This window comes from Nonomuraea sp. NPDC005501, from assembly GCF_040605905.1.
Taxonomy (GTDB): Bacteria; Actinomycetota; Actinomycetes; order Streptosporangiales; family Streptosporangiaceae; genus Nonomuraea.
On record NZ_JBEXDT010000001.1, the window covers coordinates 190,398 to 205,581 of the forward strand.

The following is a 15,184-nucleotide window of genomic DNA, read 5'->3' on the forward strand; positions in this document are numbered from 1 at the left end:
CACCCCGGGTCAGGTCTGTGCGGGCAGGCCCAGGTGCTCGGCGATCGCGGCGGTCACCGGGGTGACCGTGGGCAGCGGCGGCCCGGCGTAGTGTCCCGGCTTGTGCGCCCGCAGCAGCAGCTCGCCGCTGCGCTCCCACTCGAACCCCTTGCGCCCGAGCAGCCCGGCGAACACCTCGCTCGCCCTGGCCGGGTCACGCTCGGCCAGGCGCAGGAGCGGCACCGGGGAGACGGCGTCGCCCCGGAGATAGGCGGACAGCAGATCGCGGTACGCGGCCCGGACCACGAGCGGAGGATCGTTGAACAACTCCTCCAGCATCCCGAACTCCGCGTAATACCCCAGCCCTGCCGCCTCGTCGAAGATCAGGCCGACCGTGCGCGCCGCGACCAGGTGCTCGGGCGGCTCGAACTCCCCGGACGGCGGACCGCCGAGCCGCGCCGCCTGGTGGGCGAGGTAGCCCCGGACCAGGTCGGCGAGGTCGACGCCGGGCAGCACGATCAGGTCGGCCCCGAAGTACTCGGTGAAGCAGCGCCGCTGCGCCCGCTGCGTCTCCTTGGCCTGGGCGAGCAGGACGGGGTTGCGGAGGACCCACGCCGGGTGGCCGAGCGCGAGCCGGGCGGCGACCTCCACGAGCGTGCCCCGCGCCTCGGCGGTGTGCACGGCCGGGGGCGCGCTGATCAGCCAGTCGGCGCCGAGCGGGAGCAGCCGCCCCACGACGAACATGCCGGGCGCCAGCGCCCGGAACGCCCCCTCGCCCAGGTTGGAGAAGGCCCGGTAGACCAGCTCGTCGACGAGGTTGAACAGCAGCACGGCCGCCTCGTCCACGGCCCGCACCTCGAACACTCCCTCGACCACGATCTTCCAGCCCGCCACCAGCTCCACGTCGGTGCGGTCGAGCCCCGGCGTCTCGGCGAGGAAGCGGTCCACGACCGTGTCGCCGCTGGGCAGCGCGTGCTGGTGGGCGAAGAAGTCGACCGGCAGGAAGGCGGCCGCCTCGTCGGCCGGCGGCCCGCCGGCGTAGAAGCGGTCGAGCACGGCGCCCAGCTCGGCGCCGAACCGGCCCGAGGTGGCGAAGTGGATCAGCTCGGCCTTCAGCTCCACGGCCCGCGCAAGCTTGCTCACGGAGTGAGGCTAACCGGTGACAGTGCGCTCACGCGGGCCGTTCGGGCAACTCGTGCCCTACCGCTTCCCGGCGGCCTGTGACTCCAGCACGGAGTGCCGGCGGCCGTAGCCGAAGTAGATGATCATCCCGATCACGAACCAGACGGCGAACCGCAGCCACGTCAGCGGGTCCAGGAACGTGATCAGCCAGATCGAGAACACCACCCCGATGGCCGGCACGAACGGCATGGCCGGCGTCCTGAACGTCCTGGGCAGGTCCGGCTGGCGGTACCGGAGCACGATGACCGCCACGCAGACCACCACGAACGCGAGCAGGATCCCGATGTTGGTCAGCTCGGCCGCCTCCCGGATCGGGAGGAACCCGGCGATCAGCGCGGAGGCGGCGCCCACGATCCAGGTGACGCGGGTCGGCACCCGGCGCACCGGGTGCAGCTTGGCGAACCACTGCGGCAGCAGCCCGTCGCGGCTCATCGAGAACCACACGCGCGTCACGCCCAGCATGAACGTGAACATGACGGTCAGGATGCCGATGATGGCCCCGACCGCGATCAGCGACGCCAGTCCCGACAGCCCGACCGAGGCGAACGCCGAGGAGAAGCCGCTCTCGGGGTCGATCTCCTTGTAGTTCTGCATGCCGGTGAGCACGAGCGTCGCCAGCACGTAGAGGATCATGGAGATGATCAGCGAGTAGATGATGGCCTTGGGCATGTGCCGCCGCGCGTCCTTGGACTCCTCGGCGGCGGTGCTCATCGCGTCGTAGCCGAACACGGCGAAGAACACGGTCGCGGCGCCGGTGATCGCCCCACTGATCCCGAACGGGAAGAACGGCGTGTAGTTGGCCGTGTTGATGAAGAAGAAGCCGACCACGATGACCAGCAGCACCACGGCCACCTTGATGCCGACCACGATCGTCTCGAAGCGGGCGGCGGCGCGGATGCCGAGGTTGAGCAGGAACGCGATCAACAGGCACAGGACGACCGCGAACAGGTCCACCACGTGGCCGCTCCCCGTGCCCGGCGCGCCGAGCATCCAGGCGGGCAGGTGCACGCCGAACTGCAGGACCAGGAAGCCGAAGTAGCCGGAGATGCCGATGGCCACGACGGCGACGATGGCGGTGTACTCCAGCAGCAGGTCCCAGCCGATGAACCAGCCGACGATCTCGCCGAGCACCGCGTAGCCGTACGTGTAGGCCGACCCGGCCTTCGGGATGAGCCCGGCGAACTCGGCGTAGGACAAGGCCGCCGCCGCGCTCGCGACACCCGCGATGAGGAACGAGACGAGGACGGCCGGTCCGGCCGTCTGGTTGGCGACGGCCCCGGCCAGGGCGAAGATGCCGGCCCCGATGATGCCGCCGACGCCGATGGCGGTGAGCTGCCACAGTCCCAGCGTCCGGGACAGCTCACCCTCGTGCTCCTGGGCGATCTGTTCCACGGGTTTGCGCCGGAAGATCCCGCGAGAAGACACCATGACGATCCTCCTGACCAGGGTTCGGCCCAGAGTGCCCCTTCCCGCCGCGTCGGCTCCTATGCCGTTCCCCCAGGTCGAACCACCTTTTCCCGGGTACGGCAGGACGAGCGCGGCGGCGGCTCAGGGAGGGTCGCCGGGCAGGCCCAGGGCGCGGTGGAGCAGGTGGTGCATGTGCGCGCGGAAGCGGCGCAGTGCCCGTGGGTCGTCGGCGCCGTGCCGCTCACCGGCCTTGTCGAACACCCCGCTCAGCACGAAGCTGTGGGAGCACCAGATCAGCGTGTTGACCGTGTAGTCCACGTCCGCGTCGGGGTCCACGTCCAGGGTGGCCTTGATGGTGTCGATGACGAGCTGGGCCAGCGGCTGGACGTACTCGGGTTCGAGCTCGGTGACGTCGCTGGCGTCGGCGAGCCACCGGTGCGTCCACAGGGCGGGAAACTCGGGGTGCTCGACGCAGAAGTCGATGTAGAGGTCGATCAGCCGGTGCGCCGTGGGGAGCTTGTCCTCCTGCGGGGCGGCCACCAGATCCTCGACCGCCGTCTCCAGCATGGCGCGGTGCGCGTTGTTGGCGCGGGCCATGACCGCGAGGTACAGCTCGCGCTTGCTGCCGACGTGGTAGCTGATGGTGGCCACGTTCAACCCCACCGCCTCGGCTATCTGCCGGGTGGAGGTGCCGTCGTACCCGAGTCCGGCGAACAGTTTCGTCGCGACCCGGAGAATCATCTCCCGCTGCCTCGTGTCCCCTGAAATCACCCAGGAGACGATAGGTCCCCCTATCGTCTCCCTCAATCAGTTGACGGACAGGTTCCGGTCAAGTTCCGGCAAAGCGTCGCGCCGATCTTCCTGGAAGCGGGTGATCTTCATGATGACGAACGCCGCCAGCGCCGCCGTGGCCGTCCACCAGGCGCAGCCGACCACGTCCACCCACGCCGCCTCCCTCTGCGCCTCCAGGTCCGACCGCCACAGCAGCACGGCCACCACGTCGAACACCCAGACGCCGATCAGGAAGGCGCTCCACCAGGCCCAGACCAGCACGGAGGGGCGCGCCAGCGGCAGGGGTCCCGCGGGCGCGCCCGGCCTGGAGGCGTTCCACACGTCCTCGACGACCTGCTTGGGGAACCACAGATTGACGACCGGCACGAACCAGCCCATGATCACCCACGGCCTCGCCCGCCGGTGCGGCCCCGGCAGCAGCACCTCGGCGTTCGCCCGCACCCGGCGCAGCCACACCAGGAACGCCCCGGCGGCCAGCACGAACACCGCGACCTCCGCGACCCCGTTCCCGATGGCCAGGGCGCCGTTGACGTCCACCTCCAGCGGCCGGACGGAGTCCGAGTCGACGAGCATCCGCTGGATGATCACGGCCTGCCACGCGTTCATCCCGGCTCCCACGACCTTCACCAGGGAGTGCGCCGCCAGCGTCACCACGGCCACTGACGCCATCCCCCGCACCGGCCGCAGGGTCACGGCAGGCACCGCCGGATGCATGAGAACTCCTCGCGTAGACACCCAGAAGCGCAGTATCGCCAACTTCCACGCCCCGAAGCTCCGATTCCGGGCGTCGCAACGCTCCTGTGATCGACGACGACGGGGTCGCGCTCTCAGAGGTCGGTAGCGATGATCTTCTCGATGTTCCGCTCGGCGAGGGCCGTGATCGTGACGAACGGGTTCACGCTGGTGTTGCCCGGAATCAGCGAGCCGTCGATCACGTACAGGCCCGGGTGACCGGTGAGGCGGCCGTAGTTGTCGGTGGCCCTGTTGAGGACCGCGCCCCCGAGCGGGTGGTACGTGAGGTGGTCGCCCCAGATCTTGTACGTGCCGAAGAGGTCGGTCCGGTAGATCGTCCCCTCCTTGGAGTTGATCTTGTCGAAGATGGTCTTGGCCATGTCGATGGCCGGCTGCTTCCAGGCGGTCTGCCAGCTCAGCTCGACCGCGCCCGTCGCGGCGTTCCAGGTGAACTGGGCGCGGTTCGGGTTCTTGGTGATCGACAGGTAGAACGAGGCGAACGTCTCGATCCCGGTCGGAAGCGGTGCGATCTCGGCGAACGCCCCGCCCGCGGCCCAGTTGTCGATGCCGCTGCACGGGATGGTCGACTGGTGGGAGCCGGTCGGGTCCCAGAGGTGGTTGGCGCGGCCGCACATGACGTTGCCGTTGTCGCCCCAGCCCTTGCCGACCTCGCCGTTCAGGTTGGGCAGCGCGCCGGTGGCCTTCAGCTTGACCAGCAGCTTGCTGGTGCCGACGCTGCCGGCCGCGAAGAAGACCCGGTCCGCGGTCACGGTCTTGGTGGCCGTGGTGTCGCCGTTGGTGTTGATCTGCTCGATGGCGACCGTGTAGCGACCCCCGGCCGCCGGGGTCACCGAGGTGACCTTGTGCAGCGGCGAGACGGCGACCCGGCCGGTGGCCCTGGCCCGGGCGAGGTACGTCTTCTGGAGCGACTTCTTGCCGTGGTTGTTGCCGTAGAGGATCTCGCCGGCCAGGGCCGACTTGGTGGCGGTGCCGGCCGCCTCCTGCTCCATGTAGCTCCAGTCGTACACGTCGGGGACGAAGACGAACGGGAACCCGGAGCGCTCGGCGTGCTTGCGGCCGACCCGCGAGAACTGGTACCACTCCGTCGAGTCGAACCAGGCCGGGTTCACCGTGCCGACCCCGAGCCCGGCGTTGGCGCGCGGGTAGTAGACGTCGTACATCTCGTCGGGGCTGACCGAGGGCAGGATGGCGGGGAAGTTCTCGCGCTTGGGGGTGACCGCCATGCCGCCGTTGACGAGCGAGCCGCCGCCGACCCCGCGGCCCTGGTAGACCGTGATGCCGCTGAACTCCTCGGCGTCCAGGACCCCGGTGTAGCGGCTGATGTTCCGGTCGATGGGGAAGCCGAGGAAGTAGTTGAGCGGCGCCTTGGTCCTGGTGCGCAGCCAGTACGACCGGTTGTCCGGCTCCAGCGTGCTGCAGAAGATCTTGCCGTCGGAGCCCGGGGTGTCCCAGGCCATGCCCATCTCGATCATGTGCACGTCCACGCCCGCCTGGGCCAGGCGCAGGGCGGCGACGGACCCGCCGTACCCGGTGCCGATGACCAGCGCCGAGACGCTCGCCCCGTTCGCGATCGGGCCGGTGATCGCCTGTGCCGTTGCCTGCGCCGGCTCGCGGCCGGCGAGGGCCGCGACCCCGAGCAGGGTTCCGGTCCCGGCGATGAACCCACGACGCGAGATGCCAGAGGTCTTCTCACTCATGCGGCGTTCCTCACTCTTGAGGGAGTTGTACGGGGTTGCTCGCGCCTGAGTCACTGCCTGGTGAATGCGTCTACCGGTCACCGGCCGGCGAGGGACCGCCGGTGGGCAGCACGCACACGGTGTCCAGCCCCAGCACCCGGTTGAGCCGGCCGAACGCCAGCCACGATCCGATGCACATGCTCAGCTCCACGATCTGGAGCTGGCTGTAGTGCGCGGTCATCCGCGCCCAGAACTCGTCGTCGATGCCGTGGTGGTCGACGGCGTACCGCTCGGCGTACTCGGCCGCCAGCCGGGTCCGCACGTCGAAGGCCGCGGTGGTGCGCCACTCGGCCACCGCCTCGGCGAACTCGTCCTCCACCTTCTGCCCGTCCCGTTCGGTACGCCAGTCGAGGCAGAACGCGCAGCCGTTGATCTGCGCGATCCGCAGCCGCGCGGCCTCGAACTCGCGCAGCCCGAGGGTCGTGTGGGCGTACACGGCGAGGGAGAAGTGGGAGGCGGCGGGCCCGATGCCGGGGACCAGCTCGCCCCACACGTACGTGATCGGGTCCTTGCCCGCGGGAATGTCGACCCTCACCAGCGGCTCCTTCCGAGCTTGCCCGTCGCCGGGCGCAGGGGGACGTCGAGCGCGTCGTACAGTCCCGGCTCCGCCTCGGCCAGCCACTCGACGGCGTTGACCAGGCGTCCGACGGCGGTGGCGTTCCCGCCGGCGGCCGGGTTGCCGCCCTCGTCGCTCGCCTCGACCGTGACCTCGATCCGCGGTCTGCCCTCGATGACCACGCGGTGCGCCCCCGCGCGGCCGGGCGTCGCGGGCCACTCCGGGGCGCAGGACGGGTGGATCCGCGTCACGTGCTCGACCACGATCCGCGGCTCGCCGCCCACGATGCCCTGGACCTCGAACCGCACCGCGCCCTGCGTGCCGGTCTTGAACTCCCCCATGGCCTCCGTGGCGACGGTGGCGTCGAGGGGGCGCCGCTCCACGCTCTCGCGGATCTCCTCGACCTGGACCCCGAGGCCCCGGGCGATCAGCCGTACCTGCCCGCCCCACACCATGGTCGGGACGGTCGGGGCGATCATGGGCGGCTCGTAGTCCATGGGCTGCCCCATCCCGACCAGGTAGCGGACGGAGTCCTCCTGGTCGTAGGCGGAGTAGTCGAAGATCTCCTGGCAGCGGATGGCGTCCACGGTGGTGGCCAGCCCGCTGATCAGGAGAGGCAGCACGTCGTTCCCCCACCCGGGATCGACCCCGGACACGAACAGCGACCCGCCGCCCTCCGCCACGGCCCTCAGCACGTTCAGCCGCGTCTCTGGCGGCGCGTTGCGCTGGTCGTAGAGCGCGTACAGCGAGGGGGTGACGACCACCGCCCCGCCCCGGATCGCCCGGATGACGTCGGCCAGCGCCTCGTCGGGGCGGATCTCGCCGGACGCCGCGTAGACCACGGCGCGGGGACGGGTGGCGAGCACCGCGTCTACGTCGTCCGTCGCCGTGACCCCCAGCCCGTGGCCGAGACCGGCGAGCTCGCCCGCGTCGCGGCCGGCCTTGCCGGGGTCGTGGACGAGCACGGCGGCGAGCTCCAGCGCCGGATGGGCCTCGACGGCGCGGATGGCCGCCCGGCCCACGTTCCCGGTACCCCAGACGATCGTGGACACCATGGGCGGAGCGTAACAAGCGCTTGGTTAGGTGTATAGGGCCCCCGGTGTCCGGTTCATGAGGAGATCACGGCGGGTCGGTGATCACGTCTCTGTCGGCGAGCAGCCGCTGACCAGCAGACTTTCCGGCATGAAGCGAATGGTGACTGTGTTCGGTCTGCTGTCCCTCGCCGTGGTCCCCGCCACCGCCACCGCCACCGCCGCCCATGCCCAGGACACGGGGCCGCAGTGGGCTTCGACCCCCGAGGGGTCGGCAAGAGCAGCCCGGTGAGCTGCGGCCTGGCCCACGAGGACCTGGCGATGGTGCGGCTGAAGCCGTACCCGGCGGCGGACGGGGACATCACGGCCAACGCGGCCTGGTCGCGGCGGATCGCCGACGCCTGCGCCGAGAACGGCGGCCCGGTGCTGCGCGGCGTCAGCACCCGCAACGAGGCCAGGGGCGCGAGGAAGATGCGGCAGGCGCTCGGCGACCGGGCCAGGATGCTGGTCGTGGACGCGGGCGGTCACGGCTCGTACGTCGACAGCGGCAACGCCTGCGGCGACCGCGGGGTGACCGACTTCCTCGTCACCGGCCGCCGCCCGGCCGACGGCACGATCTGCCGCTGACCGGACGACGCCCAGCTACAGCGCCTGCGGAACGCCGTCCACCGTGCGGGGGACGCCGAGCGGGTTGGCCTCGCGCAGCTCCGGGGGCAGCAGGGCCTCCGGGGTGTCCTGGAAGCACACCGGCCGCAGCCAGCGCTCGATCGCGGTACTCCCCACCGAGGTGGAGCCGCTGGTGGAGGCAGGGTACGGCCCGCCGTGCTGCATGGCGGGGGCGACCGTCACCCCCGTGGGCCAGCCGTTCACGACGACACGCCCGGCCAGTCCGGTCAGCCGGGCCACCAGCTCGGCCGCCCCGCCGTCCGCCTCGCCGCTCTCGTCGGCCGCGATCTGCGCCGTCGCCGTGAGATTGCCGGGCAGGGCGTCCAGCACCGCGTCCCGCTCGGCCCGCGACCCGTAGCGGGCCAGGACGGTGACGGGCCCGAAGCACTCCTCCAGCAGCTCGCCGTGCGCCCCGCCGGCCGCCAGGCCCGACGCCGCCACGGTCAGCATGCCCGGCCGGACCGCGAGCGGCGCGTCGCCGTCGCCCGCCTCGCCGGCCGCGAGGACCTCGCGCACGCCGGGAAGCCCGGCGCGGGCGCGCACCCCGGCCAGGAACGCCTCCCGCATGCGCGGGTCGAGCAGCGGCCCGGAGGGCACCGTGGCCGAGACGGCCGCCTCGACGACGGCGTCGCCCGCCGGGCCCTCGGGCAGGAGCACGAGGCCGGGCTTGACGCAGAACTGGCCGAGCCCCTGGGTGTAGGAGGCGGCCAGCCCCGCGCCGATCTCCGCGGCCCGGGTCTCGGCGGCGCGCTCCGTCACCACCACCGGGTTGAGGCTGCCCAGCTCGCCGTGGAACGGGATCGGCCGCGGCCGGGCGCAGGCGATGTCGTACAGGGCCCGGCCCCCGCGCACCGACCCGGTGAAGCCCACCGCCGCCGTCAGCGGATGGCGTACCAGCTCGGGACCCGCCTCGAAGCCGTGGACCAGTCCGACCACGTCCTCCGGCAGCCCGACCTTGACCGCCGCCGCGCGCAGGGCACGGGCGCACAGGACGCTGGTGGCCGGGTGGTCGGGGTGCGCCTTGACCACGACCGGGCAGCCCGCGGCCAGCGCACTCGCGGTGTCGCCGCCGGGCACGCTGAAGGCCAGGGGGAAGTTGCTCGCCGAGAAGACCGCGACCACGCCCAGCGGCACCTTGTAACGCCGCAGGTCCGGCCGGGGCGCCGGCCGGGCTCCCGGGTCCGCGTGGTCGATGATCACGTCCAGGTAGGCGCCGGACTCCGCCACGTCCGCGAAGGCCCGCAGCTGGTAGCACGTGCGCGCCAGCTCGCCCGTCAGCCGTACCCGGCCCAGCGCGGACTCCGCGTCGGCGGTCGCGATGATCTCCTCGCCGCCCTCCTCCAGCAGCGCGGCGGCCGTGCGGAGCAGGTCGGCGCGCACCGAGCGGTCCGCGAGGGCCTCCGTGGTGGCGGCCGCGGCCCGCACGGCCCGGTCGACGTCCGACGGCGTCGACTCCGTCGCGACGCGCTCGCGGGTCTCCCCGGTACGCGGATCGACGCTCAGCACGGCGTTCGCCATCTCATCCTCTTTCTTCGGTGGGGTCACTGACGGTCGGGTGCCGGTCGAGGGCGGCCAGCTCGCCCAGGGTCACGGGCGCCGCCAGGCTGCGGGTGGACAGCGGGCGCAGGTCATCGGCCGTGGTCTCGCGGCGGCTCAGGCAGGCTGCGACGCCCGCGGTCGCGAAGCCGCACACCCGTCCCTGGCACCAGCCCATGCCGGGCCTGGCCAGCATCTTCAGGGTGCGCGGGTCGTCCGCGCCGAGGTCGTCGTGCGCCCGTCGCAGGTCGCCGTAGGAGACCTCCTCGCAGCGGCAGACGAGCGTCTCGTCCCGCAGCCACTCCGTCCAGGCACGCGGTACGGGGTACGTCCGGTGCATGGCCGCGGCGAACCGCCGCCCGCGTCCGATCGCCCCGCGCAGCCGGGTCATCACGGCGGGACTGACCGGGCGGCCGAGCGAGCGGGCGACGGCGAGACCGCTCAGGCGGCCCTCCTGCGTGGCCAGCACCGCGCCGCCCACCCCGGTCGCCTCTCCCGCGACGTACACGCCTTCGACGCTGCTGCGCTGGAAGGCGTCCACGGTCACGACGAGGGAGCCGTCGACGTCCTTCCTCGTGCCGGCGCCGAGCATGAGCGCCAGCTCGAGGGAGGGGGTGAAGCCCCAGCCGAGGGCGACGAGGTCGGCGGCGACCTCCCTGACGGGGCCGGCCGGGCGGCCGTCCCGGTCGACCCCGGTCAGCCGGACCGCCTCGACCCTGTCCTCCCCGAGGATGCGGCTCACGACGGTCCTGGTGCGGTACGGGATGCGGTGGCGGGCCAGGAGTGCCGCGTACTGCAGCGCCTCGACGGCCTTACCGGGGACGGAGGCGGCCCCCACGGGGTCGCGCAGCCAGCCGAGCGTGCCGTTGGCCTCGGCGACGGCCACCACGGACGCCCCGGCCTGCGCGAGCCCGGTGGCCACCGGGAGCAGGAACGGCCCCGTGCCGGCGACCACGGCCCGGCCGCCCGCGAGCGTGCGATGCCCCTTGAGCAGGGCCTGCACTCCCCCGGCCGTCATCACGCCCGGCAGGTCCCAGCCGGGGACGGGCAGTTGCCGGTCGTATCCCCCCGTGCAGAGGACGAGCGCGCGCGCGACGACGTCACCGGCCCCGTCCGCTCCGGACTCCCTTCCGGGCTCCCCGAGGGAGGCGGACGGCGTGGTGCGGAGGGTGAACGCGCCCGTCTCGTCCCGCGTGACGAGGTAGACCTGGCGGCCGGGCAGGTAGCGGATCCGGCCGGCGGCGCCGAGGGCGTCCAGGCGGTCGCGGAGCCTGACGAACAGCGGCCAGCCGTGGTGGCCGGCGCGGTCGCCGGGCCGGGCGTGCCTCTCGTCGTAGTGCCGCCAGAACTGGCCGCCGGGCTGTCCGGCGCCGTCCACGACGGCGACCCGGAGCCCGGCCTCGGCGGCCTCGACGGCGGCGGCGAGCCCGGCCGGGCCGGCCCCGACCACGGCGACGTCATGCGTGTCCGTCATGGCCGCCCCCTCCCGAAGCCTCGTGCGGGTCGTCGCCGAGGCGCATGCCGTCGGCGGCCGGGACGAGGCAGGCCCGGCGGTCCGGGACGCCGTCGATGGTGATCAGGCAGTCGAAGCAGACGCCGATGCCGCAGAACAGGCCGCGCGGCCGGCCCGCCTTACGGGTGACGCGCCAGTCGAGGATGCCGGCCGCGACCAGGGCGGCGCCGACGCTCTGACCGGGCTCCGCGGGAACGGCGGCGCCGCGGAAGGTCATCCGGAGGGTCACGGGAGCACTTCTTCCATGTCGGGGAAGCGGTCGGGGGCGAACGGCTTGAGGTCCAGGTCCGGGCTTCGCCCCGTGAGGGCCTGGGCGACGAGCTTGCCGGTGCCCGCGGACAGGCCGATGCCGGCGCCCTCGTGGCCGCAGGCGTGCCACAGGCCGGGCGCGCGCGGGTCGGGGCCGATCACCGGCAGGTGGTCCGGGCAGTAGGGCCGGAAGCCCAGGTAGGTGCGCATGGCGCGGACCTCGCGCAGCATCGGGAACAGCGCGATCGCCTTGGCTGCCAGGGCGGCGATGGCCTCGACGGACGGCGTGCGGTCGAAGCCGACGCGCTCCCGGGAGGCGCCGATGAGGATCGTGCCGCTGTCGGTGCCCTCCACGACGGGCGAGGTCTGCAGGGCCGCGTCGGAGCTGGCCACGTCGCCCACGTACTCGGCGGCGTAGACCTTGTGCCGGATCGTGCGGGGCGGCATGGGCTGCGTGACCAGCACGAACCCGCGCCGGGGCAGCACCGGCAGGGACACCCCGGCGAGTCCCGCCAGGCCGCCCGCCCACGTGCCCGCCGCGTTGAGCACCGCTCCGGCGGGGATGTCGCCGCCGGTCGTGCGCACGCCCGTCACCCGGTCGCCGTCGCGCAGGAAACCCGTCACCTCGGTACGGGTACGCACCTCCGCGCCGAGCCCCCGGGCCAGCCGGAGCAGATGGGCGACCACCAGCATCGGCTGGACCTGGGCGTCCTGCGGGTAGAAGGCCGCCCCGGCGAGCTCCGGCGACAGGTGCGGCTCGTAGCCGGGCAGCTCGTCCCGCCCGACGTCGCGGACCTCGACGCCGTGCCGGCGCTGGTGGGCGCCCAGCTCGCGCAGCGACGCCACGCTCGCCTCCGAGCCCGCGACGACCAGGCCGCCCTTGGCCTCGAACTCCCACAGCCCGGCGTGCTCGGCGAGATCCTCACGCCACACCCGCTGCGAGTACAGGGCCAGGTCCAGCTCGGGACCGGCCTCCTTGTCGGAGACGAGCAGGTTGCCCTCGCCGGCGCTGGAGGTCCCTCCGGCGATGGGTCCGCGCTCGACGACGACCACCCGCAGGCCGGCGAGCGACGCGAAGTACGCGCTCGCCGCCCCCACCACGCCAGCGCCGACCACGACCAGGTCGGCGCCGCCGGCGCTGCGGGCGCTCATGTCGCCCCCTTGGCGCCACCCGCCCACAGACCGCGCACATGGCCGATGTGGCGGTGCATCAGGAGCTCGGCTCCGACGGGGTCGCGGGCCTGGACGAGGTCGAGCAGCTCGTGGTGCTCGGCGGCCGAGCGGGCCAGCCTGCCGCTCTGCAGCAGCGGGGTCAGGCCGAGCAGCCGCGTCTGGGAGCGCAGGTTGGACACGACGTCCACCAGGAACCGGTTGCGGCTGTACCCGAGCAGGGTCAGGTGGAAGACGTGGTCCGCCTCGACGTACCCGACGAGGTCGCCCCCCTCGGCGGCGTCGACGATGGCCTGGGCCAGCCGCCGCAGCTCGGGGAAGTCCTCCTCCGGGATCACGGCCACGCTCTCCCGCACGGCCGGCGGCTCGATCAGCAGCCGTACGGCGGCCAGGTTGTCGAGGTCCTCCTCGGACACCACCGTGACCCGGAAACCCTTGTTCGGCTGCGGGACGACCAGGCCCTCCTTCACCAGGTCCAGCATGGCCTCGCGCACGGGCGTGGCCGAGACGCCGAACTGGGTGCCGAGCGCCGGCGCCGAGTACACGACGCCGGGCTCCAGCTCGCCGGAGATGATGGCGGCGCGCAGGGCGGCCCTGATCCGGTCGCGCAGGTTCTCCCTGGGACCGATCTCGGGCAGCTCCGGGACCGGTGAGAGGCTCACAGCAGGAACCCCGCGGGGAACGGGTCGGTGGGGTCCAGGTGGAACTGCGAGGTGCCGGTGACCCAGGCGCGGCCGGTGATCGACGGCAGCACCGCGGGGAGCGCGCCCACCGTCGTCTCGCCGAGCAGCCGCCCGGTGAAGCGCGTGCCGATGAAGGACTCGTTCACGAAGTCCTCCCCGATCGCCAGCTCGCCGCGGGCGTGGAGCTGCGCCATCCGGGCGCTCGTCCCGGTGCCGCACGGCGAGCGGTCGAACCAGCCGGGGTGGATGGCCATGGCGTGCCGCGACAGCTTGGCGGTCGAGCCGGGCGCCTTCAGGTAGACGTGGTGGCACCCGTTGATGTCGGCGCGTTCGGGGTGGACGGGGCGGTCGTGCTCGTTGACGGCGTCCATGATGGCGAGCCCCGCGCTCAGCAGGTCGCCGGCGCGCGAGCGGTCGAAGGGCAGCCCGAGCTCCGCCAGCTCGACGACGGCGTAGAAGTTGCCGCCGAAGGCGAGGTCGTAGCCCACCTCGCCGAAGCCGGGCACCTCGACCTTCTGGTCCAGCGCGTACGAGAACGAGGGAACGTTCTCGATCGTGACCGAGGTCGCCGCACCGTCCTCGACCGCCACGGACGCGACCACGAGCCCGGCGGGCGTGTCGAGCCTGATCGTGGTCACCGGCTCCACCACGGGCACCATCCCGGTCTCCACGAGGACGGTGGCGACGCCGATGGTGCCGTGCCCGCACATCGGCAGCAGCCCGGAGACCTCGATGAACAGCACGCCGTAGTCGGCGTCGGGACGGGTCGGCGGCTGCAGGATCGCGCCGCTCATCGCGGAGTGGCCGCGCGGCTCGTACATGAGCAGCGTCCGGACGTCGTCGCTGTTGTCCATGAACCACTGCCGGCGCTCGGCCATGGTGGCGCCGGGGATGACGCCCACGCCGCCGACGATCACCCGGGTGGGCATGCCCTCGGTGTGGGAGTCGACGGCGTGGAAGGTGCGGCGTGATCTCACTTGTAACCCTTGCGGATGACGGCTTCGGTGTCGGCGGTGATGCGGGCGGTCAGCTCGGGCGAGAGCGGCAGGCGCGGCGGCCGGCAGGCGCCGCCCTTGAGCCCCGCGAGGTCCATCGACAGCTTGATCGACTGGACGAACTCGGTCCGGGAGTCCCAGCGCAGCAGCGGGTGCAGGTCGCGGTAGATCCGCGACGCCTCCGCGAGGTCGGCCGGGTCGCCCGAGGTGGCCAGCTTGTAGAGGCGGACCGTGGCCTCGGGAATCATGTTCGGGTAGCCGGCGATCCAGCCTACCGCTCCGGCGATGCCCAGTTCGAGCAGCACGTCGTCGGCGCCGATGAGCAGGTCCAGGCCGGGCGCCAGCTCGGCGATCTGGTACGCCCTGCGCACGTCGCCGGTGAACTCCTTGACCCCGACGATGAGCCCCTCGCCGAACAGCTCGGCGAGCAGGTCCGGGGTCAGGTCCACCTTGGTGTCGATCGGGTTGTTGTAGGCGACGACGGGCAGCCCGGCCTTGGCCACCTCGCGGTAGTGCTGGACCACGGCCTGCCGCTCGGCGCGGTAGGCGTTCGGCGGGAGCAGGAGCACGGACGAGGCTCCGGCCTCGGCCGCCTGCTCGGCCCAGCGGCGGGCCTCCTGCGCGCCGTAGGCGGCGACGCCCGGCATGACGCCGAACCCGGCGGAGGCGGCCTGGACGGCCGTCTCGACGACGCGGGCCCGCTCCTCCGGGGTGAGCGTCTGGTACTCGCCCAGCGACCCGTTGGGCGTCACGCCGTCGCAGCCGCCCGCGGCGAGGAAGCGCACGTGGTCGGCGAACGCGTCGTAGTCGACGGACAGGTCGTCGTTGAAGGGCAGGGCCGACGCGACGTGGATGCCGCGCCAGGGCGTGGCGGCGGTGGTCATGCTGAGGTCTCCTCTGTCAGGGTGTCCGAGATTACTGGTGCAATGTCACATC

15 protein-coding genes are annotated in these 15,184 nt (G+C 72.7%); 1 reads left to right on the forward strand and 14 read right to left on the reverse strand.

Features of this window, described 5'->3' with window-relative positions; genetic code table 11:
- Window positions 1-9: 9 nt before the first annotated feature.
- The 7 genes from ABZS51_RS00930 to ABZS51_RS00960 all read right to left on the reverse strand — a co-directional run bounded on the left by ABZS51_RS00930 (window position 10) and on the right by ABZS51_RS00960 (window position 7,460).
- Window positions 10-1,122: a hypothetical protein gene (locus ABZS51_RS00930; protein ID WP_355434418.1), complete on the reverse strand. Its 1,113-nt coding sequence runs from the start codon at window positions 1,120-1,122 to the stop codon at window positions 10-12.
- 57 nt (window positions 1,123-1,179) lie between these two features.
- Window positions 1,180-2,589 carry an amino acid permease gene (locus tag ABZS51_RS00935; protein ID WP_355434420.1) on the reverse strand — a complete coding sequence of 470 codons (1,410 nt, stop codon included), beginning with the start codon at window positions 2,587-2,589 and terminating at the stop codon, window positions 1,180-1,182.
- Between the two features lie 120 nt (window positions 2,590-2,709).
- The gene (locus ABZS51_RS00940; protein ID WP_355434423.1) at window positions 2,710-3,339 is read right to left on the reverse strand and encodes a TetR family transcriptional regulator; all 630 of its coding nucleotides are present in this window, start codon (window positions 3,337-3,339) and stop codon (window positions 2,710-2,712) included.
- A 36-nt stretch (window positions 3,340-3,375) separates the two neighbouring features.
- The gene (locus ABZS51_RS00945) at window positions 3,376-4,074 is read right to left on the reverse strand and encodes a DUF4328 domain-containing protein (RefSeq protein ID WP_355434426.1); all 699 of its coding nucleotides are present in this window, start codon (window positions 4,072-4,074) and stop codon (window positions 3,376-3,378) included.
- A gap of 113 nt (window positions 4,075-4,187) precedes the next feature.
- A complete protein-coding gene (locus ABZS51_RS00950) occupies window positions 4,188-5,810 on the reverse strand; it encodes a GMC oxidoreductase (RefSeq protein ID WP_355434429.1) in 1,623 nt (540 codons plus the stop codon).
- 70 nt (window positions 5,811-5,880) lie between these two features.
- Window positions 5,881-6,384: a carboxymuconolactone decarboxylase family protein gene (locus tag ABZS51_RS00955; protein ID WP_310707440.1), complete on the reverse strand. Its 504-nt coding sequence runs from the start codon at window positions 6,382-6,384 to the stop codon at window positions 5,881-5,883.
- Window positions 6,381-7,460 (reverse strand): dihydrodipicolinate reductase, encoded by a 1,080-nt coding sequence (locus tag ABZS51_RS00960; RefSeq protein WP_355434432.1) that lies wholly within the window; start codon window positions 7,458-7,460, stop codon window positions 6,381-6,383. The genes ABZS51_RS00955 and ABZS51_RS00960 overlap by 4 nt, the downstream gene beginning before the upstream one ends.
- Before the next feature lie 225 nt (window positions 7,461-7,685).
- Here ABZS51_RS00960 and ABZS51_RS00965 point away from each other — a divergent pair, with 225 nt between their 5' ends.
- The gene (locus tag ABZS51_RS00965; RefSeq protein ID WP_355434435.1) at window positions 7,686-8,063 is read left to right on the forward strand and encodes an alpha/beta hydrolase; all 378 of its coding nucleotides are present in this window, start codon (window positions 7,686-7,688) and stop codon (window positions 8,061-8,063) included.
- Between the two features lie 15 nt (window positions 8,064-8,078).
- On the opposite strand, the gene ABZS51_RS00970 is transcribed toward ABZS51_RS00965, so the two are convergent.
- From ABZS51_RS00970 to ABZS51_RS01000, 7 genes are read right to left on the reverse strand one after another with little or no spacing between them, the layout of a single operon-like run.
- Window positions 8,079-9,620 (reverse strand): aldehyde dehydrogenase (NADP(+)), encoded by a 1,542-nt coding sequence (locus tag ABZS51_RS00970; RefSeq protein WP_355434439.1) that lies wholly within the window; start codon window positions 9,618-9,620, stop codon window positions 8,079-8,081.
- Window position 9,621: 1 nt separating this feature from the next.
- On the reverse strand, window positions 9,622-11,112 hold the full coding sequence (locus ABZS51_RS00975; protein WP_355434443.1) for an FAD-dependent oxidoreductase: 1,491 nt from the start codon (window positions 11,110-11,112) through the stop codon (window positions 9,622-9,624).
- The gene (locus tag ABZS51_RS00980; RefSeq protein ID WP_355434446.1) at window positions 11,096-11,380 is read right to left on the reverse strand and encodes a (2Fe-2S)-binding protein; all 285 of its coding nucleotides are present in this window, start codon (window positions 11,378-11,380) and stop codon (window positions 11,096-11,098) included. Before ABZS51_RS00980 ends, ABZS51_RS00975 begins: the two co-directional genes overlap by 17 nt.
- Window positions 11,377-12,552 (reverse strand): FAD-binding oxidoreductase, encoded by a 1,176-nt coding sequence (locus tag ABZS51_RS00985; protein WP_355434449.1) that lies wholly within the window; start codon window positions 12,550-12,552, stop codon window positions 11,377-11,379. The genes ABZS51_RS00980 and ABZS51_RS00985 overlap by 4 nt, the downstream gene beginning before the upstream one ends.
- Entirely contained in the window at window positions 12,549-13,232 is a 684-nt protein-coding gene (locus ABZS51_RS00990; protein WP_310707446.1) for a GntR family transcriptional regulator, read from the reverse strand. The genes ABZS51_RS00985 and ABZS51_RS00990 overlap by 4 nt, the downstream gene beginning before the upstream one ends.
- Window positions 13,229-14,230, reverse strand: a complete 1,002-nt coding sequence (locus ABZS51_RS00995; protein ID WP_310707447.1) for a proline racemase family protein — start codon at window positions 14,228-14,230, stop codon at window positions 13,229-13,231. The genes ABZS51_RS00990 and ABZS51_RS00995 overlap by 4 nt, the downstream gene beginning before the upstream one ends.
- Complete coding sequence (locus ABZS51_RS01000; protein ID WP_355434454.1) at window positions 14,227-15,132, reverse strand: dihydrodipicolinate synthase family protein; 906 nt, start codon at window positions 15,130-15,132, stop codon at window positions 14,227-14,229. The genes ABZS51_RS00995 and ABZS51_RS01000 overlap by 4 nt, the downstream gene beginning before the upstream one ends.
- Window positions 15,133-15,184: the final 52 nt, after the last annotated feature.

What these genes read in the sequence shown, in the direction of transcription:
- ABZS51_RS00935 (WP_355434420.1), bottom strand. Translation starts at nt 2,589, where the DNA reads ATGGTGTCTTCTCGCGGGATCTTCCGGCGCAAACCCGTGGAACAGATC.
- ABZS51_RS00945 (WP_355434426.1), bottom strand. Translation starts at nt 4,074, where the DNA reads ATGCATCCGGCGGTGCCTGCCGTGACCCTGCGGCCGGTGCGGGGGATG.
- ABZS51_RS00950 (WP_355434429.1), bottom strand. Translation starts at nt 5,810, where the DNA reads ATGAGTGAGAAGACCTCTGGCATCTCGCGTCGTGGGTTCATCGCCGGG.
- ABZS51_RS00960 (WP_355434432.1), bottom strand. Translation starts at nt 7,460, where the DNA reads ATGGTGTCCACGATCGTCTGGGGTACCGGGAACGTGGGCCGGGCGGCC.
- ABZS51_RS00970 (WP_355434439.1), bottom strand. Translation starts at nt 9,620, where the DNA reads ATGGCGAACGCCGTGCTGAGCGTCGATCCGCGTACCGGGGAGACCCGC.
- ABZS51_RS00975 (WP_355434443.1), bottom strand. Translation starts at nt 11,112, where the DNA reads ATGACGGACACGCATGACGTCGCCGTGGTCGGGGCCGGCCCGGCCGGG.
- ABZS51_RS00985 (WP_355434449.1), bottom strand. Translation starts at nt 12,552, where the DNA reads ATGAGCGCCCGCAGCGCCGGCGGCGCCGACCTGGTCGTGGTCGGCGCT.
- ABZS51_RS01000 (WP_355434454.1), bottom strand. Translation starts at nt 15,132, where the DNA reads ATGACCACCGCCGCCACGCCCTGGCGCGGCATCCACGTCGCGTCGGCC.